Annotated in this window: 29 protein-coding genes and 1 pseudogene; 18 read left to right on the top strand and 12 right to left on the bottom strand. The window is 50.5% G+C overall.

Features of this window, described 5'->3' with window-relative positions; translation table 11 throughout:
• The first annotated feature begins 4 nt into the window (after positions 1-4).
• The 10 genes and pseudogenes from BQ7394_RS22430 (at position 5) to BQ7394_RS26370 (ending at position 7528) form a co-directional block, all read left to right on the top strand.
• Positions 5-634, top strand: a complete 630-nt coding sequence (locus BQ7394_RS22430; protein ID WP_075560188.1) for a DUF4141 domain-containing protein — start codon at positions 5-7, stop codon at positions 632-634.
• Positions 635-637: 3 nt separating this feature from the next.
• Entirely contained in the window at positions 638-1696 is a 1059-nt protein-coding gene (traJ, locus tag BQ7394_RS22435) for a conjugative transposon protein TraJ (RefSeq protein ID WP_075559430.1), read from the top strand.
• A gap of 19 nt (positions 1697-1715) precedes the next feature.
• Positions 1716-2339 carry a conjugative transposon protein TraK gene (gene traK, locus BQ7394_RS22440; RefSeq protein WP_075559431.1) on the top strand — a complete coding sequence of 208 codons (624 nt, stop codon included), beginning with the start codon at positions 1716-1718 and terminating at the stop codon, positions 2337-2339.
• Positions 2340-2345: 6 nt separating this feature from the next.
• Positions 2346-2663 (top strand): TraL conjugative transposon family protein, encoded by a 318-nt coding sequence (locus BQ7394_RS22445; RefSeq protein ID WP_075559432.1) that lies wholly within the window; start codon positions 2346-2348, stop codon positions 2661-2663.
• Positions 2644-3987: a conjugative transposon protein TraM gene (traM, locus tag BQ7394_RS22450; protein ID WP_075559433.1), complete on the top strand. Its 1344-nt coding sequence runs from the start codon at positions 2644-2646 to the stop codon at positions 3985-3987. Before BQ7394_RS22445 ends, traM begins: the two co-directional genes overlap by 20 nt.
• A 41-nt stretch (positions 3988-4028) precedes the next feature.
• Complete coding sequence (traN, locus tag BQ7394_RS22455) at positions 4029-5021, top strand: conjugative transposon protein TraN (RefSeq protein WP_075559434.1); 993 nt, start codon at positions 4029-4031, stop codon at positions 5019-5021.
• 2 nt (positions 5022-5023) lie between these two features.
• Complete coding sequence (locus tag BQ7394_RS22460; protein ID WP_075559435.1) at positions 5024-5599, top strand: conjugal transfer protein TraO; 576 nt, start codon at positions 5024-5026, stop codon at positions 5597-5599.
• Positions 5600-5609: 10 nt separating this feature from the next.
• Positions 5610-6503, top strand: a complete 894-nt coding sequence (locus BQ7394_RS22465) for a toprim domain-containing protein (protein WP_075559436.1) — start codon at positions 5610-5612, stop codon at positions 6501-6503.
• Positions 6500-7003 (top strand): DUF3872 domain-containing protein, encoded by a 504-nt coding sequence (locus tag BQ7394_RS22470; protein WP_075559437.1) that lies wholly within the window; start codon positions 6500-6502, stop codon positions 7001-7003. The genes BQ7394_RS22465 and BQ7394_RS22470 overlap by 4 nt, the downstream gene beginning before the upstream one ends.
• Positions 7000-7528 (top strand): annotated as a pseudogene (locus BQ7394_RS26370) (glycoside hydrolase family protein). Before BQ7394_RS22470 ends, BQ7394_RS26370 begins: the two are co-directional and overlap by 4 nt.
• Before the next feature lie 112 nt (positions 7529-7640).
• Here BQ7394_RS26370 and BQ7394_RS26695 read toward each other — a convergent pair.
• The 11 genes from BQ7394_RS26695 to BQ7394_RS22530 form a co-directional block, all read right to left on the bottom strand.
• Complete coding sequence (locus BQ7394_RS26695; RefSeq protein WP_449406353.1) at positions 7641-7694, bottom strand: hypothetical protein; 54 nt, start codon at positions 7692-7694, stop codon at positions 7641-7643.
• A 164-nt stretch (positions 7695-7858) separates the two neighbouring features.
• A complete protein-coding gene (locus BQ7394_RS22485; RefSeq protein ID WP_075560189.1) occupies positions 7859-8167 on the bottom strand; it encodes a hypothetical protein in 309 nt (102 codons plus the stop codon).
• Positions 8168-8214: 47 nt separating this feature from the next.
• Positions 8215-8463 (bottom strand): DUF6956 domain-containing protein, encoded by a 249-nt coding sequence (locus tag BQ7394_RS22490; RefSeq protein ID WP_075559439.1) that lies wholly within the window; start codon positions 8461-8463, stop codon positions 8215-8217.
• Positions 8460-8690, bottom strand: coding sequence for a DUF3873 domain-containing protein (locus tag BQ7394_RS22495; protein WP_075559440.1), 231 nt, complete (start codon positions 8688-8690; stop codon positions 8460-8462). Before BQ7394_RS22495 ends, BQ7394_RS22490 begins: the two co-directional genes overlap by 4 nt.
• Positions 8687-8899 carry a hypothetical protein gene (locus BQ7394_RS22500; protein ID WP_075559441.1) on the bottom strand — a complete coding sequence of 71 codons (213 nt, stop codon included), beginning with the start codon at positions 8897-8899 and terminating at the stop codon, positions 8687-8689. The genes BQ7394_RS22495 and BQ7394_RS22500 overlap by 4 nt, the downstream gene beginning before the upstream one ends.
• A gap of 20 nt (positions 8900-8919) precedes the next feature.
• Positions 8920-9177: a hypothetical protein gene (locus tag BQ7394_RS22505; RefSeq protein ID WP_075559442.1), complete on the bottom strand. Its 258-nt coding sequence runs from the start codon at positions 9175-9177 to the stop codon at positions 8920-8922.
• 24 nt (positions 9178-9201) lie between these two features.
• Positions 9202-10485, bottom strand: a complete 1284-nt coding sequence (locus BQ7394_RS22510) for a PcfJ domain-containing protein (protein WP_075559443.1) — start codon at positions 10483-10485, stop codon at positions 9202-9204.
• 2 nt (positions 10486-10487) lie between these two features.
• Positions 10488-10898 (bottom strand): PcfK-like family protein, encoded by a 411-nt coding sequence (locus BQ7394_RS22515; RefSeq protein ID WP_075559444.1) that lies wholly within the window; start codon positions 10896-10898, stop codon positions 10488-10490.
• 4 nt (positions 10899-10902) lie between these two features.
• Complete coding sequence (locus BQ7394_RS22520) at positions 10903-11160, bottom strand: DUF6926 domain-containing protein (protein ID WP_075560190.1); 258 nt, start codon at positions 11158-11160, stop codon at positions 10903-10905.
• A gap of 35 nt (positions 11161-11195) precedes the next feature.
• Positions 11196-11411 (bottom strand): hypothetical protein, encoded by a 216-nt coding sequence (locus BQ7394_RS22525; protein ID WP_075560191.1) that lies wholly within the window; start codon positions 11409-11411, stop codon positions 11196-11198.
• Between the two features lie 4 nt (positions 11412-11415).
• Complete coding sequence (locus BQ7394_RS22530) at positions 11416-11754, bottom strand: molybdenum ABC transporter ATP-binding protein (RefSeq protein WP_075559445.1); 339 nt, start codon at positions 11752-11754, stop codon at positions 11416-11418.
• 1098 nt (positions 11755-12852) lie between these two features.
• Between BQ7394_RS22530 and BQ7394_RS22545 the strand changes: the two genes are divergently transcribed.
• The 8 genes from BQ7394_RS22545 to porN all read left to right on the top strand — a co-directional run bounded on the left by BQ7394_RS22545 (position 12853) and on the right by porN (position 21003).
• Positions 12853-13644 carry an O-methyltransferase gene (locus BQ7394_RS22545; RefSeq protein ID WP_075559446.1) on the top strand — a complete coding sequence of 264 codons (792 nt, stop codon included), beginning with the start codon at positions 12853-12855 and terminating at the stop codon, positions 13642-13644.
• Positions 13645-13724: 80 nt separating this feature from the next.
• On the top strand, positions 13725-14288 hold the full coding sequence (locus BQ7394_RS22550) for a cob(I)yrinic acid a,c-diamide adenosyltransferase (protein ID WP_075559447.1): 564 nt from the start codon (positions 13725-13727) through the stop codon (positions 14286-14288).
• A gap of 73 nt (positions 14289-14361) precedes the next feature.
• Positions 14362-14583 (top strand): DUF2795 domain-containing protein, encoded by a 222-nt coding sequence (locus tag BQ7394_RS22555; RefSeq protein ID WP_005633363.1) that lies wholly within the window; start codon positions 14362-14364, stop codon positions 14581-14583.
• 153 nt (positions 14584-14736) lie between these two features.
• Positions 14737-15684 carry a PorP/SprF family type IX secretion system membrane protein gene (locus BQ7394_RS22560; RefSeq protein WP_075559448.1) on the top strand — a complete coding sequence of 316 codons (948 nt, stop codon included), beginning with the start codon at positions 14737-14739 and terminating at the stop codon, positions 15682-15684.
• Positions 15685-15687: 3 nt separating this feature from the next.
• On the top strand, positions 15688-17115 hold the full coding sequence (gene porK, locus BQ7394_RS22565; RefSeq protein WP_075559449.1) for a T9SS ring complex lipoprotein PorK/GldK: 1428 nt from the start codon (positions 15688-15690) through the stop codon (positions 17113-17115).
• Between the two features lie 53 nt (positions 17116-17168).
• Positions 17169-18281, top strand: coding sequence for a type IX secretion system motor protein PorL/GldL (porL, locus tag BQ7394_RS22570; protein ID WP_235848805.1), 1113 nt, complete (start codon positions 17169-17171; stop codon positions 18279-18281).
• Between the two features lie 23 nt (positions 18282-18304).
• On the top strand, positions 18305-19873 hold the full coding sequence (porM, locus tag BQ7394_RS22575; protein WP_075559451.1) for a type IX secretion system motor protein PorM/GldM: 1569 nt from the start codon (positions 18305-18307) through the stop codon (positions 19871-19873).
• Between the two features lie 44 nt (positions 19874-19917).
• Positions 19918-21003, top strand: a complete 1086-nt coding sequence (gene porN, locus BQ7394_RS22580; RefSeq protein ID WP_075559452.1) for a type IX secretion system ring subunit PorN/GldN — start codon at positions 19918-19920, stop codon at positions 21001-21003.
• Positions 21004-21070: 67 nt separating this feature from the next.
• On the opposite strand, the gene BQ7394_RS22585 is transcribed toward porN, so the two are convergent.
• Positions 21071-21400 carry a hypothetical protein gene (locus tag BQ7394_RS22585; RefSeq protein ID WP_075559453.1) on the bottom strand — a complete coding sequence of 110 codons (330 nt, stop codon included), beginning with the start codon at positions 21398-21400 and terminating at the stop codon, positions 21071-21073.
• Positions 21401-21538: the final 138 nt, after the last annotated feature.

A 21538-nucleotide genomic window follows, 5' to 3' on the forward strand; every position in this document is an offset into this window, starting at 1 on the left:
GATAATAAAAACAAGAATGGCATTAGCCTTTTGCCTTTGCTTGCTCCTTGCGGGCAGGGCATCCGCCCAATGGGTGGTGAGCGACCCCGGCAACCTCGCGCAGGGCATCATCAACGCCTCGAAGAACATCGTCCATACCTCAAAGACCGCCACCAACATGGTGAACAACTTCAAGGAAACGGTGAAGATTTACGAGCAGGGCAAGAAGTATTACGACGCGCTCAAATCGGTGAACAACCTCGTCAAGGACGCACGCAAGGTGCAACAGACCATCCTCATGGTAGGCGACATCACGGACATCTACGTGAACAACTTCCGGAAGATGCTCCAAGACGAGAACTTCACTCCCGAAGAGCTGTCGGCAATCGCCTTCGGCTACACCAAGCTGCTGGAGGAGAGCAATGACGTGCTGACGGAACTGAAGAACGTGGTGAACATCACCACGCTCTCCATGACCGACAAGGAGCGCATGGACGTGGTGGAGCGGTGCCACTCCAAAATGAAGCGTTACCGTAACCTCGTGAGCTACTACACCAACAGGAACATTTCCGTCAGCTACCTGCGTGCGAAGAAGAAAAACGACCTTGACCGCATCATGGGGCTGTACGGGAATATGAACGAAAGATACTGGTAGCCTATGGAATTTGACAACCTTCACCAGATTTTACGCTCGCTCTATGACGAGATGATGCCCCTGTGCGGGGACATGGCAGACGTGGCGAGGGGCATCGCCGGGCTGGGCGCGTTGTTCTACGTCGCCTGCCGGGTGTGGCAGTCGCTGGCGAGAGCCGAAGCGGTAGACGTGTTTCCCATGCTCCGCCCGTTCGCCGTCGGGCTGTGCATCATGTTCTTCCCCACGGTGGTCCTCGGCACGGTGAACAGCATCCTCTCGCCCGTGGTGCAGGGCACGGCGAAGCTGCTTGAAGCGCAGACTTTGGACATGAACGAGTACCGGAAGCAGAAGGACAGGCTGGAATACGAGGCGATGGTGCGCAACCCCGAAACAGCCTACCTCGTATCGAACGAGGAGTTCGACAAACAGCTGGAGGAACTGGGCTGGTCGCCCTCCGACATGGCGACAATGGCATGGATGCATGTTGACCGGAAGCTGTACGAGATGAAGAAAGGCATCCGCGACTTCTTCCGCGAGATACTGGAACTGATGTTCCAAGCCGCCGCCCTCGTGATAGACACCATCCGCACGTTCTTCCTCGTGGTGCTGGCGATACTGGGACCCATAGCCTTCGCCATATCGGTGTGGGACGGCTTCCAGAGCACGCTCACGCAGTGGTTCTGCCGCTACATACAGGTCTATCTGTGGCTGCCCGTGTCGGACATATTCAGCACCATACTGGCGAAGATTCAGGCATTGATGCTGCAAAGCGACATCGAACGGATGCAGGCAGACCCGAACTTCTCGCTGGATTCCAGTGACGGGGTCTATATCGTCTTCATGATCATCGGCATCATCGGTTACTTCACGATACCCACCGTCGCGGGCTGGATCATCCAGGCAGGCGGCATGGGCAGTTACGGGCGCGGTGTGACGCAGCTTGCCGGACGCGGGGCGGCCCTTGCGGGCGGCATCGCGGGTGCTGCGGCAGGAAACGCCGCCGGGCGTGTCGGACGTGCCGGGATAAATATGGGCAAGGCGGCATGGAAGCATACCGCCGGACGCCTTCTCAAACGGAAATAAACCTATAAAATCAGACAGAATGGAATTCAAGTCATTAAAGAACATCGAATCGTCGTTCAGGCAGATACGCCTGTTCGGTATCGTCTTCCTCGCCCTTTGTACCGTGATAACGGTCTGGAGCGTGTGGAGTTCCTACCGCTTTGCGGAGCGGCAGAGGGAAAAAATCTACGTGCTGGACAACGGCAAGTCGCTGATGCTGGCACTCTCGCAGGACCTCTCGCAGAACCGTCCGGCGGAGGCGAGGGAACATGTGCGCCGCTTCCACGAGCTGTTCTTCACCCTGTCGCCCGAAAAGAGCGCGATAGAGCACAACGTGAAGCGTGCCCTGCTGCTGGCGGACAGGAGCGTGTACCACTACTATTCGGACTTTGCCGAGAAGGGGTACTACAACCGCATCATCGCCGGGAACATCAACCAGGTGCTGAAGGTGGACAGCGTGGTATGCGACTTCGACAGCTATCCCTACCGTGCCGTGACCTATGCCACGCAGAAGATCATCCGGCAGAGCAACGTCACCGAGCGCAGCCTCGTGACCACGTGCCGCCTCTTGAACTCGTCCCGTTCGGACGACAACCCGAACGGTTTCACCATCGAGGGATTTACCATCATTGAGAACAAGGATTTACAGACAATCAAAAGGTAACAGGACATGAAAGGTATCAGAAAGGCTGTGTGGAGGGCATATTGGAAGCTCCATGATGAGAAGAAAAATATCATTGCAAAAATGAAAGGCTATCTGGACGGCTTGCCGCCGAAGACACGCAGGCGCATCGTGCTGGCGATGCTCACCGCATTCGCCGCGCTTGCCCTCTACACCTTCGGCAAAGCCGTCCATGACATCGGCAGGAATGACGGCAGCCGGATGGAAACAGACCACGCCGGAGAGGTGGAGCTGTCCGTGAAGCCGGAGAAGAACGACCATTTTACACCTTATTATAATAGTATGTATGGAACAGACGAAGAATGACACAAAGAACGGAAACAAAGCCGCTCCCGGCAAGGAGAAGCCGAAGAAGGAGCGCAAACCGCTGAGCGAAGCCCAACGGCTGAAACGCCAAAAGATGATTGTGCTGCCCGTCATGGTGCTGGTGTTCATCGGGGCGATGTGGCTGATATTCGCACCATCCTCCAATAAGGAACGACAGGCGGGAACAGGCGGCTACAACATCGAGATGCCCGATGCGGACAAGGAGGAACGGCAGATTATCGGTGACAAGGCGAAAGCCTACGAGCAGATGGCGATGGAGGAAAGGCGGGAGAACCGCAACCTTGCCATGCGGCAACTGGGCGACCTGTTCGACCATGAAACGGAGGAGGCCGGCAGGGACTTCGACCTTGCCAATCCCGGCGGCACGGAAGAGGCGGCGGAACCCGCACCGGAGACCGTCCGGTCCTCCGCAGCCGCTTACCGCGACCTCAATGCCACGCTCGGCAACTTCTACGGGCAGCCGAAGGACGATAATGCTGAAACGGACAAACTGCTGGAGCGTATCGCCTCGTTGGAATCGGAACTGGAAGATGAAAAAGAGAGAAACTCCACAATGGACGGACAAGTGGCGCTCATGGAAAAGTCCTACGAGCTGGCGGCAAAATACATGGGCGGGCAGAACGGCACGCAGGCGGCAGCGAGACAGACCGAAAAGACTTATCCCGTGCAGAAAGCCGGGAAGAACTTGGCGATGCCCGTAAAGCAGGTGGCGCATCAGGTGGTGTCCTCGCTCGGACAGCCCATGAGCAACGCTGAATTTGCCGCCACCTTCGTGCAGGAGCGCAACCGCAGCTTCAACACGCCAGTGGGAGGTACGGCTGTATCGGACAGGAACACCATACCGGCATGCGTCCATGGGGCGCAGAGCGTGACCGACGGACAGGCTGTCAAATTGCGGTTATTGGAGCCGATGGCGGTGGCGGACAGAATCATCCCCCGTAATGCGGTGGTGGTCGGTGCTGCCAAAATCCAAGGCGAACGGCTCGGCATTGAAGTCACCTCGCTGGAACACGGCGGCACGATTATTCCGGTGGAATTGGAGGTCTATGACACGGACGGGCAGCCCGGAATATTCATCCCCAACTCTATGGAGATGAACGCCGTCAGGGAGGTCGCCGCCAACATGGGCGGCTCGCTGGGCAGCAGCATCAACATCTCCTCCAACGCCGGAGCACAGCTTGCCTCCGACTTGGGCAAGGGGCTGATACAGGGCACGAGCCAGTACATTGCGGGGAAGATGCGCACCGTCAAGGTGCATCTGAAAGCCGGGTACAGGGTCATGCTCTATCAGGAAACGAATTAGGAAAACAATCAATTTTTATTTACCACTAAATCCAAAGTAAAATGAGAAAAGTAATCATGATGTTTGCCCTCGCCATGGGCATCGTAACTGCCCATGCGCAGGAAAATGTAACCGTTGCTGAAGAAAACAACGGAAGTGAGCAACAGCCGGTCTTGACCAAGGAGGTCTATCCGCAGAAAGAGGCGGACGGCGACCTGTATCACGGTCTGACGAAGAAGCTGACCTTTGACCGCATGATACCGCCCCACGGTCTGGAAGTGACCTACGACAAGACCGTGCATGTCATTTTCCCGGCAGAAGTGCGCTATGTGGATTTGGGCTCCCCCGACCTGATAGCCGGAAAAGCGGACGGTGCGGAGAACGTGATCCGTGTGAAGGCTACCGTGAGAAACTTCCCGAACGAGACCAACATGTCAGTAATCACGGAGGACGGAAGTTTCTACACATTCAACGTGAAGTACGCCGCCGAACCGCTGCTGCTCAACGTAGAGATGTGCGACTTCATCCACGATGGCGAAGCCGTGAACCGTCCGAACAACGCGCAGGAAATCTATCTGAAGGAGCTGGGCAGCAAAAGCCCGATGCTGGTGCGCCTTATCATGAAGTCCATCTACAAACAGAACAAGCGTGAGGTGAAGCATATCGGCTGCAAGCGTTTCGGTATCCAGTACCTCTTGAAAGGCATCTACACGCACAACGGACTTCTCTATTTCCACACGGAAATCAAAAACCAAAGCAACGTGCCTTTCGATGTGGACTACATCACATGGAAAATCGTGGACAAGAAAGTGGCGAAGCGCACCGCCGTGCAGGAGCGGATTATCCTGCCGCTCCGTGCGCAGAACTATGTGACCCTCGTGCCGGGCAGGAAGAGCGAGCGCACGGTCTTCACGATGGCGAAGTTCACCATCCCCGATGACAAGTGCCTCGTGGTGGAACTGAACGAGAAGGACGGAGGTCGTCACCAGTCCTTCATGATTGAAAACGAGGATCTGGTGCGTGCCAACACGATTGACGAACTTCAAGTGCGCTGACCATGAGAAAGTACATCGTAATCATCATCGCGTCGCTTGCCCTTTTCACGGGGCAGGCGTACGCCCAGCGATGTTTGCCGAAGATGCAGGGCATCGAGGTAAAGGCGAATTTGGCAGACGGGGTCAAACCCGGCGGCAATGACGGAGGGTATAGCTTCGGGGCGGCTCTCGCCACCTATACGGAGAATGGGAACAAGTGGGTGTTCGGCGGTGAATACCTGTTGAAGAACAACCCTTACAAGGCTACTGCCATACCTGTGGCGCAGTTCACGGCGGAAGGGGGATATTACCTCAAGCTGTTGTCGAATGCACGTAAAATCGTGTTCGTATATGCGGGGGCTTCGGCTCTCGCCGGATATGAGTCTGTAAATTGGGGCAAGGAAATTCTTTTTGACGGCTCGACGCTGCATGACCGGGATGCTTTCATCTATGGCGGTGCGCTGACGCTCGATGTGGAGTTTTACGTGGCTGACCGCATCGCCCTGCTCGCCAACCTCCGGGAGCGCCTGCTGTGGGGTGGCGACACCCAAAAGTTCCACTGTCAGTGGGGTGTGGGTGTCAAGTTCATCATCAACTGACACGTGGCGCATGGAACGGACTGACATAGAAGACATGAGACGGATGCCCCTTGCGGACTTCCTCGCACGGTTGGGGCATGAGCCTGTCCGAAGAAGCGGCAATGAGCTTTGGTATCGTGCGCCATACCGCGATGAGCGCACACCCTCTTTCCGTGTGAACGTGGCGAAACAGCTCTGGCACGACTTCGGCTTGGGCAGGGGCGGCGACATCTTCACACTTGCCGGGGAGTTCATCCGAAGCGGTGATTTCATGGTGCAGGCGAGGTTTATAGCGGATGCCGCCCATATACCGCCAACTGTATTGCCAACCTTTGAGCCGAAACCCTCAGAGCCGGTCTTTGAGGAAGTGGAAGCCGTTCCGCTGCTCCGTTCCCCGCTGACAGACTATTTGCTGGAACGGGGCATTCCCTACGGCATCGCTTCCCGTTACTGCTGCCGGCTGAACTACGGTGTGCATGGGAAAAGGTATTTTGCTGTCGGTTTCCCAAATGTGGCGGGCGGCTATGAAATCCGAAGCCGCCATTTCAAGGGCTGTGTACCTCCGAAGGACGTGTCGTTGGTAAAGACGGAAGCCGCTGACGCTGACGTCTGCTGCGTGTACGAGGGATTTGTGGACTTCCTTTCCGCTGTCACGCTCGGCATGGGCGAAAGGTGCGACCACCTTGTACTGAACTCAACCGCCAACGTGAAAAAGGCTCTGAGGTATCTGGACGGTTACGGACGCATCGGCTGTTTCCTTGACCGTGACGATGCGGGACGAAGGACGCTTGAAGCCCTGAAAGAACGGTATGGCGGGCGTGTCGCAGACCGCTCCGCCCTCTATGACGGTTGCAAGGACTTGAATGAGTACCTGCAACGGACAACGAAAAAACAGAATAACAACTTAAAAATCAAATTGAAATGAATATACTGAACAACAGAAGCAAGAGAACATCATTTTTCAAGGCGTTGGCGCTTTGCCTGTTCGCCGCCATGTCATTCACATTCGTATCGTGCGACGATGACATGGACATCCAGCAGTCCTATCCCTTCACGGTGGAAACGATGCCCGTGCCCAACAAGGTGACGAAGGGGCAGACGGTGGAAATCCGCTGTGAGCTGAAAAAGACGGGCAATTTTGCGAATACGCTCTATACCATCCGCTATTTCCAGTTCGAGGGGGAAGGCTCCCTGAAAATGGATAACGGCATCACGTTCCTGCCCAATGACCGTTACCTGCTTGAAAACGGGAAGTTCCGCTTGTATTACACGGCGGAGGGTGACGAGGCTCACAGTTTCATCGTGGTGGTGGAGGATAATTTTGGCAACTCCCATGAATTGGAATTTGACTTCAACAACCGGAATGTGGAGGCTGACACCCTGGGCGTTATCTCTGCAGGCAACTTCAACACCCTGCCAAAATGATACGTGTGTTGTTGGTTATGCTCTGCTCTTTGGGGGGTGGTCTGTTCCGTGTCCGCACAGGACAACCGCCAGGAAGGGACAGACGGAGAGGCGGCAATCTGCCGCCTCCCGCTCATGGAACGGGCTTTTTTATGCTGCCGCTATTTTGAGGGATGGCACGACCAAAGCTGCTACCCTTACGTGGGCTGGGGACATCGTTTACAAAAAGGCGAGAGGTATTCCGCACGCACCATGACGAAACGGCAGGCGGACACGCTCCTGCGAGAAGACCTGCGGAAGTTCTGTGCCATGTTCCGCAAGTTTGGGGCTGACAGTTTGCTTCTTGGCACGCTGGCTTTCAATGTCGGTCCGGCGAAGCTCTTGGGGAACGGACGATACCCCAAAAGCAGGCTGATAAAAAAGTTGGAGGCTGGCGACAGGGACATTTACCATGAGTATGTCGCTTTCTGCCATTACAAGGGAAAACGGCACGCCATGCTGCTCAAACGGAGGAAGGCGGAGTTTGCGTTACTGTATGTGCCATGACATCAGTATATGTCTGACCAAAGAAAAATCCGATGAAGCCATCAACTTCATCGGATTTTTCTTTGGTTTCATGGCTTCGGGATTTTTCCCTTGCCGGAAACTTTACACTTTATCATTCTTGAAAATTTTCACCCATGAGGCTATTGAAAATCATCTTTTTGCTTATGCCTCCGTTGCTTTGCAAGATGATTTTTCAGTTCTGCCTGATTGCTTCCATAAAACTTGTTTTTGTGACTGACATCGTAGATTGGGACAGAGGTTTCTTTGCTACTTTCTTTGTCCGCCATCATGCTCACTGAAAGAAAGTAGGCGGCTTCCGCCGCCCACCGCTTAAAAATGCGTGTAGAGTCCCGTCACCATAGTAAACATATCTTCGAGCATATCGCAATAGATGCCTTCGTGCGTGGCTATGTCCGTTGTCCTGCACTCAAAGGTCTTTTTGCTGAAGGTCTTGCGGTAGAAACGCATATTATATAAATCTGCTCCTGCATCGTAGATGATGTCAAGGCGGTTTGCACTCGTCTTGTTCCGTGCAAGGCTCATACGCAAGCCGTTGCCCATATCTATGAAGCCTTTGCTTCCCGTCATGGCGGCAAAGCGTCTGCCGCCTATCTGTTCAAAAATGGTCTTTGCCATCATATCTGTTTTTAGTTTTATGGTTGGCGGTGTTTTCACCGCCAACTTGTTCAACATTCGGTTATCTCGGCAATGGGTGTATTGTGTTTCAGCCATTCCAACAGACACTCCATATTGTACTCGCTCGTTATGACAGCCGTGTGGGGGTCAATGGCGGTAAACCTGCTTCCCTCATAGTCATCTATCCACTCTTTGAGGGTTGCCACTCCCCAGAACTGCGTATCTCTGAAAATGCCGTCCAACTCCGTTATCGCTTCTCTGAACTGGACGATTATTGTCTGATAGGCGGGTGTATTCATAATCTATCCTCCTTCCCTTGTTTCTTGTTCAACCACTTGTCCCTCTCATTTCGGCACTCCTCCAATGTCGGTTTCACACAAGAAAATAACGTGCCATCGGTGTGGCGGTAGTCATACTGCACAAGGGTTCTTCTGCGTCTGCCTGTTCCTAATTGGAAACGCTCGTATTTTTCCGTGCCTGCCGTTTGGCAGGTGCTTACTCCGCCTATTGTCATTTCTGTACTCATATCGTTTGCTTTTGAATGATTTTTTCCAAATACTTCTCTTGTATGCCGAGTGCTTCGGCATAGATACTTAATTGGGCTGCATAACGGGTATTGTAATAACTCCTTTCCATTTCGTTTGTGGATAATCCGATATGTTCCCTTATATCGTTCAAATGTCTTTTGACGATATACTTGTAGTAGCGGTTTCTTTTTTCTCTTTCGTTGGTCATAATTCCATTCTGTTTATAGGTTAAAAATGTACTGACAGTACTCTGTTCTGCATCACCATTTCGGGGTCGCTTGTGTAGCGTTGGTGCATATAGAAATGGTGTGAGCCGAAGCCGTAAAGGAAGAACTTGTCAAGTTCGTGCTTCTCGGCAAAGTCCTTTACGCTTCTCCTTAACTGCTCCTCACTCGTTGCAAGAGTGAGAAGGTTTACAAATTCAAGGAACATCTTTGGGATTGTATCATCCCAAAGACAAACCATACTTTCAAATCTTACTTCCATATTATTCAATATTATAGGTTGATATTATGCTGCGTTCATCCGCTGGCGGATAAGTTCGGCATTGTCCTCCACAAGTTTGATAATGCGTTCGTGGTATTCCGTATTGGAGTTGCATACACCTCTGCTCTGTACCACTTTCAATGTTATCAAGGACACTTCAATCGTTTCAATCCGCTTTCCGTCAATGGTAGCGGAAAGGATAAGGGAGTTTGCCCGCTTGTGGTAGCCACCCACGCAATGGTGCATGAGCCTTCCTTCCGTTATCATTTCCTCCACGCTTTCAATGACTTTGACAAGGATAAGGTCATCGGAAATTACAAGTCCGAAGAACATCCCTTTGGCTTTCAGATAGTTCTTTTCGTTCTCTATCATCTTTCTCCGTTCATCCTCGCTTCTTTCACGCTCCCTTTGTCGGTTACGTTTTGCCACCAGCTTGTCGTGCTCGGCTTTGAGGTCGGTGGGGCAAACATATTTCGGGCTGTTCGTGTCCTTGCCGAAATGCCGCAGGAGGTCTATCATATCGCGCCACATGGAGCCGTCCGGAATGGTATAGCCGTTACGGATACATATCCTTATGGATGCCCAATACTTGCCGATGTCGCAGGAACTGCGCAGGTAGTAGCGCAACATGGCGTATTGTCCTGCCTTCAAAAGCGTTTCCGCACGGCTGTCGGCAAGGATAGCCGAAAAGAGGTCATAGGGAAGGATGCGGTGGAAGTCCCCATTGAAGCCGTTGCGCTTCAGTTCGGGAATAAACCGCTTTCGGGGATAGGTACACACGGGGTCTATGTCGTATGCCCGAAGTCCTCCGTTCTTGCGTATCTCCATATCGCTGTATTCCGACCACAAGTCGTAGTAAATAAAGGACATGCCACGCAATCGGGCTACGGTCATTTTCGTTCCGTTTGGGGAAATCCACCGCTGTACTACCTCATAAGCGGAATACTCGGCTGGCTGTCCTGCCTTGTATCGGGACTTGACGAAGAAGAAGCGTATCACTTGGTACTGCTTGCAGGTGGTGATGACGGAGAAATACTCGCTGTCCGAAAAAACTCTCTTTCGGGTGCGCAACGCTTCCAACGCCATACCGCAGTGGGGGCAGGTGCATCCGCAAATGGTGTCTGCAAGGTCGTGGTCGCTCTTCCACGAATGTCCGCATTCGGTGCAGATGTTCGTGCCGTCCGCCCTCTTGATTGCATAATGCTTGAAGCAATGGCGGAAAGCGTATGTCTTTTGCGTGTCGGTCAATACCGGCAGTCGCTTGCTCAAACGTGCGACTTCTTTCTGTATGCGTGTCTTGGGTTTCATAATCAAAAGTCAAATAGGGAGGGTTGTACAATGGTTTCTTTTTTCGCTGTCGGTCTGTTGCGGTTCTGCAACTTGCGGAGTTCCTCGTCTTGGTATTTGCGGACAGCCTGCTGACGTGCCTCCGCCTTTTCCTCCGCTGTGAGTTCCACAACGTGGTTCACCGCCACTTGGCAGTTCAACGGCTCGCCGACTTCTATCTCGTTTTCATCATAGTAGTGTATGGCTTGTCCGTAAATTTCCCCGTCCGTAAAGCCGTTGCAACCGCTGTTCTTTACATAGTTCAGAATGTAGGTCATGCAATCGTCCATGTTCTTGGCTGGGTTGCGGTAGCTCTTTGCAAAGAGCGCATCTTCCGCTGCACGCTGTTCCAAATACATCTGTATCGTTCTCTTGAAATGGTCTGTTCCTTTCATATCGTCAAATTTTTGTCGGGTTGTCATTCAGATAAAGTATGTCGCAGTCCTCCACTTCGGCAGGTAGTCCGAAAAGCGGATAGTGTGAGAAGTACGGCTGTGCGTTGCCATCCCCGTTGGTAAGAGGTGAAACAATCTGCACCTGCCAATCATTCATCCATTTGTCTATCATACGGATTTCATCGTCCGTCAATCCCGTTGCGTCCCCATTGATAAGGTAACACAAGCTCCATGTCGGTATCTTTTCAGTTGTCTTGTTCATATTGTTACGGATATTCTTAGCCATGTCGGTAGGTATTAAAGGGTGAATAACCAAAGGATAAAGCCGAAGAAGGCAATAGTGGAAAGGATAGCCACGATTACACCTATCGCCACTCGGAACAATCCGTTTATTATCTCCATGATGATGCCCCAAAGGATGCCGAACATCCCGAAGGCGGTGCGCACGATTAAACCGCATACCGCAAGTCCTATGTACTGCGCCACTTGTCTGAAATTTACCATTGCCGTCATATCCTTATCTTTTTTTAAGTTCCACAATGCTGTTTATCCTGCCATACAGAAACCTGCGAAGTCCTGTCTTGTCGGTTGCCTTGTATTCCGTCCATCGTCCGTATTGGTTCACGATGAACGTGCGGAGTATGTCGGAAAAGTCAAACCGCCAACCTTGCAAGGGTACTGCACTCTTGAAATAGGTGTTGCTGTTCACTTCACGGGTGAGCCAGTCCTTTTCCTCCCTGCTCAGTTTTTCGCCATTGTTCAGTTTGATACGAAGTCCGTACACCTTGCTGTCTTGCAGGTTCTCCAAATTCGGGACTTCCCATGCTACGAATTTTGTTGCTACCGTTGTTTTCATATCTGTTTTGCTTTTTTGTTTTAATGCGGATTCAAGAGCTGAGGGAGTTGAGTTTCAAACTATCTTATCTGCCTCTCGTTTATCCGACATTTTTTTTAATGCGTCTTTCTGTCGCATCGGTCGTTTTCGTTTCGGGTGCTTAAAAAGGTAGGGATTAGGGAATGCAAGGTTTTTCGGGAAAAATACTACCCGCAGGGCTGGAGATTTTTACAGAAAACAGGAGGCTTGACCTTGCATTCCCGTCAAATCCCGGAATTACCTTTGCGCCCAGAACGAAAATGACTGACTGATGCGGCTACTGAAAGGCGTAAAAATGGAGGTAAACGGAAATAGAGGCAGATTCGAGAGAAAACTTCAGAGAGAAATCCACAAAAAGAAGAAAAAACAAAGAGAAAGGAAATACTGCCGGAAGCGTGAAACCGGGCAAACCACCTGCAAGGAAGTATGGTTTATCTGTTTGGCCAAACCCGTTTGGTCGGGCGGATGAACCATTCTTCCCGGTTTGCCTGCTGTGGGTGACGGCTTGTTCCATTTATGGGCGAGCGGTCATATAAGGCTTTCCGCTTCCGGCTCAAAAGGACAGCAAAAAGAAAAAATCCACTGAAAATCCGTAAAAGCACCTCTGTGGCATAAGCGCAAAAAGAAATGGGCCTTGCTTCATCAGTCTAAACTTTAGTTCAGGCGTGAGGCAAAGCCCTTTTCTTCGCTTATGCGGATAGTCGGCACACGGTCGTCCAAACTTGTTTGGGCGATGGTGTGCCGACGAAATAAAATCGCTTTTACGGAAAAGACAAATTAAAGTGAAAAAAGTAGGGAGATTCTGTCGTAATCTCCCGTTTTATTTGTACTTTTGTACTTGAAGAGTTCTTTCAAAGGTTACGCAACGCGCAGAAGTATATTTAAGGAGATAACTCTCTTAATCGTAACCTATTACCATAATGAACGAATAACCTATGCTCATTTCCAATATCTTAGACCTTTTTCATAACTTCCCGCGACAAATATATGGATATTCTCTTTCCCGCTGTAATCATTAGATGCTAATTATTGCCAATAAATAAGAATATCTTACTTTTGTGTGGCAAATACAAATGAGAAATGCAGATCATACCCAAAGCTAATACCTTACGCAAAAGCGTACTCTTATACCGGGGCATACGATACCGCCGCGGTTACGGGGTGCATTCGCCTTTCGTATTCAATCTGATAACGAAGGTGATCGAGGAACGTTGTTCGTATTATAGCTTTTACGATATAGAGCTGATCCGGAAACAGCTTCTTTTCCGGGACGATATCATTACCTATCCGGACAGGCAACAGAAAGGGAAACTGCGTCGCCGTACGATGGGGGAAATAGTGGAACGCGAAGCGATCAAACCCAAACACGGGGCATTGCTTTTCCGGTTGACCAACTATTTCAAGTCGCGAAATATACTACAGCTGGGTTCGTCGATGGGATTATCCACCCTCTACCTGACCTCCTATGCTCCCGGATTGAAATGTATCGCCCTCGAAAACGTACCGGAGTTCGCTCCTATCGCCCGGATCGCTTACGAAAAAGGGGCTCACAACCCGATCGACCTGCGTACCGGGACAAACAAAGAACTGCTCCCACAAGCGCTGGAAGAGCTTAAAGAGCTGGATTTTGTATTTTTTAATACCTTATATGAACAACATAATAACGTTTGGTTGTTTAATGAATGTATTAAGTATGCACACGACGGTTCAGTCTTTGTCTTTGAGGGGATCAAAGCCAGTCGCAAAATGAGGGAATTTTGGAAAGAAGTCTGTACGCATCCGGAAGTGACAGTAACGATCGACCTCTATTCGATGGGTATCGTATTCTTTAATAAGAAATTGCATAAACGCGATTATATAGTCTACTTCTGACGGCGGTACTGTAAGGGCGGTTCGCGAACCGCCCCTACCAACGACATTATATTAAGAATATTGAATAAAAAAAGTAGTATATGAAGAAAAGTGTTATTTATACCGGTGGCGGCGATAAGGGCAAAACGTCCCTTGTAGGAGGCCAACGGGTATCGAAAGCGCACCAGCGCATAGAAAGTTACGGTACGGTGGATGAACTGAACTCATTCATCGGGTTGCTTATCACCGCCCTCGACGACCAGGCGGATATCGATTTTCTTTCTTTCGTCCAGCATAAACTGTTCACCATCGGCTCTTACCTGGCAACCGACCAGGAAACGACCGAGCTGAAAATAGAAAGCAAAGTCACCCCCGAAAGCATCGCCCGTATCGAAGGTGAAATAGACCGCCTGGATAGTGAATTACCCCAGATGAAAAATTTCATCCTTCCCGGAGGAAGCCGTTCGGCCTCGCTGGCACATGTCTGCCGCACCGTCTGTCGTCGCGCAGAGCGTCAGATCTATCGCCTGGCCGAAACAAATCCGGTGGAAGAGCCTGTACTTATTTTCATGAACAGACTATCTGATTATCTGTTTGTTCTGGCCCGGAAAGAGTGTATAAAGAATAATGGTAAAGAAATTATTTGGGATTATACTTGCAACTAAGAAATATTGTTTTATTTTTGCGGAAAAAATGAGAACCTGACTGTCTTCGGACAGTTGTTAATACTAGATAGCTATGTATTGGACATTAGAGTTAGCTTCAAAACTGGAAGACGCACCCTGGCCTGCAACCAAGGACGAGTTGATTGATTATGCACAACGTTCCGGTGCGCCACTGGAAGTGATTGAAAATTTGCAGGAAATGGAAGACGAAGGCGAGATTTACGAATGTATGGAAGACATTTGGCCTGACTATCCAAGTAAAGAAGACTTTTTCTTCAACGAAGAAGAATATTGATGTGCTGTAACTGGGCGTATTGAAATAAAAGCGAGGTAGTGGGCCTTCAAGGTTCCCTGCCTCGTTTGTTTTTTTGCGATAAATACAATTTATGCCTTTTTGCTGCGTTATTGTAGGGGTGAAACCTATTTCGCCACGTTAGTTATAGTTTAAATGAAGAGAGTCTTCCTGTTTATTATTGCATTGATTACCTGTACGGCCGGCGTGCGGGCCCAGGATGATGTGCAGTTAAGCCAGTATTTTCTGGGCATGGGATATTACAACCCGGCCTATGCCGGAACAACAGGAGATTTGAACATGCTCGGTTTCTTCCGCCAGCAATGGATCGGTATGCCCCAGGCGGGAACTTCCTTCTTCGTGATTGCCGATATGCCGCTGACGTTCGGAAAAACAAACCACGGCGTCGGGCTGGTTGTCAATACGGAAAGTATCGGGCTCTTCACGAATACAAAAGTTGCCGCTCAATATGCCTACAAACAGAAGCTGTTCGGAGGTACATTAAGCATCGGATTGCAGGGAGGTATATTCAACAAAGGTTTCGACGGAACAAAAGTTTTCATACCCGAGGGAAATGACTATCACCAACAGGACGACGAAGCCATCCCCCGTACCTCGGTGCAGGCCATGGCCCTCGACATAAATGCCGGTGTTTATTATACCCACAAGAATTTTTACGTCGGCTTCGGAGCTACTCACCTGACCTCTCCGGAAATGCAATTCGAAGAAAATGCTTATACTTACCTGTCTACCGGATTAAATTTGACAGGTGGATACAATATTCAATTTAATAATCCGTTGTATGAATTACAGCCTTCTGTATTCCTGAAAACGGACATGCAGACGTTCCAGGCGGATATCACCGCCCGGATGGTATATAATAAAATGTTTAACGGAGGTCTTTCCTGGCGTGTGAATGAATCGGTAGTAGTATTATTGGGAGCCACATTCGGCAGATTGCAAGTTGGATATGCTTACGACTTCCCTACCACGGCGATATTAAAGGCAAGTACCGGTAGCCACGAGGTGGTGGTAAGGTATCAGTTGAAGTTGAAGAAGACGAAAACAGGAAAGAACAGACATAAAAGTGTACGTATATTATAGTATATGAAAAAAGTATTATTAGTACTTATGGCAGTAGCCTTGCTTACCTCATGTGGTAAATCCCTTTCCGGAGCGGGAGGAGAAGTTACCGGGGTACGGTCAGTGGCTTTTAATGAACCCTCGCCTTATGGCATGGTTCTGATCAAAAGAGGTTCGTTCGAAATGGGACCGGCAGACAAAGACTCGTTGTGGGGAATCAATCCCGAAACAAAAGGGGTTTCGTTTGACGCTTTCTGGATGGACGAAACAGAAATAACCAATGCCAAATACCGTCAGTTTGTCTACTGGGTACGCGACTCTATCATCCGCGAACGCCTGGCTGACCCTGCTTTTGGTGGCAACGACCTGTTCAAGATCACCGAAGACCGGTATGGCGAACCCGTGACTCCGCATCTGGACTGGAGCCGTCCGATCCCCTGGAAACGGGCGAACGAAGACGAGTTGCGCGCTATCGAAAGCGTATACTACGTACATCCGATCACCGGAGAGAAACGTCTGGACGAAAAACAGATGGTCTATAAATACGAATGGTACGACTACACATCGGCCGCCCTTCGCAAGAATCGCCTCGATCCGAGCGAACGCGTGCGCAACACCGATATCCAGGTCAACCCGAACGAGGTTGTCATGATCTCGAAAGATACGGCCTACATCGACGATGACGGTAATATCATCAACGAAACCCTTACCCGTCCGCTCAGCGGCCCGTGGGATTTTCTCCATACCCGCATCGTAAATATTTATCCTGACGAAACCTGCTGGATAAACGACTTCAACAATGCTTACAACGAACCATACATGCGTATGTACTTCCAGCACCCGGGATACGACGATTATCCCGTAGTAGGTGTTTCCTGGGAACAGGCTACCGCTTTCTGCGTATGGCGTACCGATATGTTCAAACAATCCCTGAACTTCCCCTCCGGACAAGCCATCGAGCCGTTCCGCTTGCCGACAGAAGGCGAATGGGAATATGCGGCACGTGCCGGAAAGAACGAGAACAAATACCCCTGGTCGACCGACGAATTGCAGAACGCCAAAGGTTGTTTCATGGCAAACTTCAAGCCCGGAAAAGGAAACTATACGGAAGACGGACACCTGATCCCTTCACGGGTAGGTTCATTCGCACCGAACGAATTCGGCCTGTATGACATGGCCGGTAACGTGGCGGAATGGACATCCACCATGTATTCGGAATCGGGTCCGAGCCAGATGAGCGATATGAATCCGGACCTGCGCTACAATGCAGCCAAGGAAGACCCGTATGCCATGAAAAAGAAAGTGGTACGCGGCGGTTCATGGAAAGATGTGGCACAGTTTATCCGTTCGGATATGCGCACGTTCGAGTTCCAGAACGAAACACGTTCGTACATCGGCTTCCGTTGCGCACGTACACAAGTCGGGTTCTCCCGTTCAAAAGGAAAGAAGTAATAACGTAGGGGCGGGGTCTGCCCGCCCTCTTAAAAATAGAAACATACAACATTATGGGAAAATATAGAAGATATAAAAACAGAATAGAGATGTTCCTTTCCAGCGACATGGGAAAGAGAGTACTGAACTTCTGTTACAGCTGGGGAGCATCTATCGTAATCATAGGTGCCATGTTCAAGTTGCTGCACCTGCCGTACGGTAACCAGATCCTGTTTATCGCCATGACGGTGGAAGCACTGGTATTCTTTATCTCTGCATTCGAACATCCTTCAAACGAATATCACTGGGAAGAAGTATTCCCGGTTCTGAAATCAAAGAACCCGATGGACCGTCCCGACTTCGCAGGCACAGGTATGGCCGGCCTGGTCAACTCGGAAGACAATCTGGAAGACGATAATTCCGGCAAAGGCATCAACATAAATGTCGGTGCGGCAAAGAAAGCAGGTATCGTAGGCGACCTGGGAGGAGCTTCCGTACTGAGCAACCTCGATGTCAACGAAGAAGACACAAAGAACCTGAGCGAAAGTATCAAGAAACTGAGCGGTGCAGCCGAACAGATTTCCAAGATGGCCGAACTGACCGAAGCCACCCAGAAATATCTGGAACAACTGTCGGGCATGTCCGAAAACATGGAACGTTTCAGCCATGTCACCAACTCGCTGACCGATGTTTCAGACACATTGCTTAACTCATATAAGAGTATCACCGACAATTCGGACGGTATCAACCAGAACTCACGCGGTTACGTGCAGCAGATGGAAAATCTCAACCGCAATATCTCCGGTTTGAACACTATCTACGAAATACAATTGAAGAGTATCAGTTCACAGATCGAATCGATCGAACATATCAACGGCGGCCTGAACCGTATCCGCGAAATGTACGACGGCTCGGTAACCGACAGCTCGGTCTTCCGCAACGAAACGGAAAAGATGACCCGCCAGTTGGCTGAACTGAACCAGGTATACAGCCGCTTGCTGCAAGCCATGACTGTCAATATGGGTGGAGCCCCCGCTTATCAGCAACCGGCTCCGCAACCACAACAGCCGCAGCCTAATTACCAGCAACAGCAGACTGCCTATCAGCAGCCGTACCAGCAACCGTACGGATACCAGCAGCAGCCTCCGTATACAAACAATCCTGGCCAGCAACAAGCCGGTAGATAACAAACAAACGAAACTGAAGAAAAATGTCTGGAATAGCAAATAATCCCAACTCGCCCCGTCAGAAGATGATCAACCTGATGTATCTGGTGTTCATCGCGATGATGGCACTGAATGTGTCGTCGGAGGTTCTCGATGGTTTCGAGTTAGTGGAAGACAGTTTACGAACGTCTATCGATAACTCGTCTCACCGAAACGATATCGTATCCGGCGAACTGGCTGCCTATTACCAAAGTAACCCCGAAAAGGTGAAAGAATGGTACGACAAAGGCAAGCAGGTCAAGACGGCTTCCGACAGCTTGTATAACTATGTACAGGAACTGAAAGAGCGTATCGCAGTCATTGCCGACGGAAAAGATGCCGACGTAAATAAGATCGACCATAAAGACGACCTCGAAGCCGCTTCACGTGTCATGCTGGCACCGGTCACCGGTGAAGGCAAGAAGCTACGCGAAGCTATCGACTCTTATCGTTCCATGATGGGAGAAATGGTGGAAGACACCGCCAAGACCCGTGTCCTGGAAGCGAGCCTGAGCACTACCCCTCCTCACAAAGCCGGTATCAATACCCGCACATGGGAAGAGGCTCTGTTTGAAAATATGCCGGTAGCGGCTGCCGTTACTTTATTGACCAAGCTGCAAAGCGACATTCGCTATGCGGAAGGTGAAGTACTGAATAACCTGTTGAACAGCGTCGACGTAGGCGACTACCGCGTGAACCAGATGACGGCACAGGTCATCCCGGAAAGCCAGATCGTTATGCGCGGAGGCCAGTACAAGGCAAACATCGTCCTGTCGGCTGTCGACTCTACGAAACGTCCGACCGTATTTGTCAACGGTAAAGAACTGCCGGCAGAAAGCCGCGGTCAGTTCACTACTATCGCTGGAGCTCCGGGTACTTATCCTATCAAGGGATATATCGAAATGCCGAACAACGACGGCAGCATCATGCGCCAGAACTTCGAAAGCGAATATTTCGTGACCGAACCGAGTGCCACCGTTGCACCGCTATTGATGAACGTATTATATGCCGGTATCGCCAACGATATGCGTATCGCCGTACCGGGTGTACCGAGCGGAAACATAACAGCTACCATGACAAACGGAACCCTGACCCGCAAAGGCGATATCTGGGAAGCCCGTCCGTCGAAAGTAGGAACCGACGCTATCATATCCGTCAACGCACGCATGGCCGACGGCCGCAGTGTGGAAATGGCAAAGAACACCTTCCGTGTACGTGCCCTGCCCGACCCGATGCCATACATCGAGTATAAAGACCAGAACGGCAACGTTCGTAAGTTCCGCGGTGGCAACATGACCAAGCGTAACCTGGTCGAAACAGAAGTCCTGCAGGCTGCTATCGATGACGATATTTTGAATATCAAGTTTGACGTATTACGTTTCGAACTGTTGTTCTACGACTCTATGGGAAATGCAATCCCCGAAGTATCTCAGGGTCCCCGGTTCTCGGATGGTCAGAAAGACAGAATACGTCGTTTAACAAGAGGCAAACGCTTTTTCATCAGAGGTGTAGTAGCCAAAGGCCCCGATGGTCTGGAACGTACCCTCACACCGATCGAAGTCATTGTAAATTAAATGTAGGGGCGGTTCGTGAACCGTCCCAAATAAGGATATAAAATATGAAACGTTTTTATTACATACTGGCAATTGCAAGCGCTCTGTTCTTCACAGCCACCTCGATTCAGGCTCAGGAAGAAACAGGCAACACCCAGCAACGGGCAAGAAGAAGCCCGCAGGCCACCCGCGGAGAACGGGCTTCTGATAAAAAAGACACCGGTATGCCCGAACTGACCGTACGGGCACAGGATATGAACGAGCGTATGACACAGGAAGTGGGTAACGCCCGGTGGATGCGTGTCATGCTACGTCAGATAGACCTGATGAAAGAAAAGAACGCTCCGCTGTATTATCCGGTTACTCCGATGAACGGACAGATGAATCTTTTCTCCATCATCTTCAGTCTGATCAGCGAAGGTAAAATAGATGCGTACCAGTATGAGGACGGTTACGAAGATTTCAGCGAAGGCAATAAGATAGACCTGAAAAAGATGCTCGACAGCTTCGGTATCTATTACGAAGAGGTGCCCGGAAGAGGAACCGAAGGAACCACATTCGTCATCAACGAAAGCGACATACCTTCTGAAACCGTTCGTAGTTATTACATAAAAGAAGCCTGGTATTTCGACCAGAATAACTCTGTCTTCGATGTAAAGACACTGGCTATCTGTCCGATCATGACAAGTTCGGGTGATGTGGGTGAAGTCACCATGCCGATGTTCTGGGTTCCTTACGAAAGTATCCGTCCGTATATCAACACCGCATTCATCATGACGTCCAACATCAACAATGCCATGACGTTCACCATCGATGATTATTTCCGCCGCCGTATGTTCGAAGGAGATATCATCAAGACACAGAACCTGATGAACCTGCCGTTGCAGGCTTATTGCCCTACTCCGGATTCATTGAAGAGAGAACAGGATCGCATCGAAGGACAACTGGTTGCCTTTGAAAAGTCCCTCTGGTTCCAGCCCGACACCACCCAGGTAGCCGATACGAAAGAGGCTAAGAAAACAAAAAAAGCTTCGGCTCGCGGACAGAAAGGCGCCACAACCGAAAAGGCAGTCAAAGAAAAGACAGTCAAGACAAAAGCTCCGAAAGCCGAGAAGTCTTCTCCGGTTCGTAGCGTACGTCGCAGAAGATAAAAAAAGATACTCCCTTCCATAGTGTCGGGAGTACCTTTTCTCCTCTCAAGAGGGGGCAGGGGGTGTGTTAGAGCATCCTCAACAACCAGCTGCCCGCCGCATAAATCATCAACGCATATCCGGCTGTGACGGCAAGCTGCTGCCGGAACTCTCCCCTGAACCGCTTCCGCACCCCGAGAGTGTCAACAACGCCCCGATGCAGGCCAGGACGATTTCGGTACGGTCCGCCCACAAGGCCGTCATCCCCAGTATCACCAGGTACCACACGAGCCACTTCCGGCTGATTGTCCGGCATAGCCACTTCTTCTTTTTTCCCATCTGTCTCCTTCTTTTTAAGGTTCAACAAAAAGCCCAACAGGGCCCTGATAAATTGCAGGATTTGTCTTAGTTTGTTCATTGTTGTTGATTGTTTGTTATTATCAATTGTAAGAGTCACAGTTATTATCAGAAATGAATGTCGTAGGTAGGGGCGGTTCGCGAACCGCCCTTACAGGCGCCGTCATAACGGAACAGGCAGGGTTGACCGTAGGGGCGG

This window comes from Parabacteroides timonensis, assembly GCF_900128505.1.
Lineage (GTDB): Bacteria > Bacteroidota > Bacteroidia > Bacteroidales > Tannerellaceae > Parabacteroides > Parabacteroides timonensis.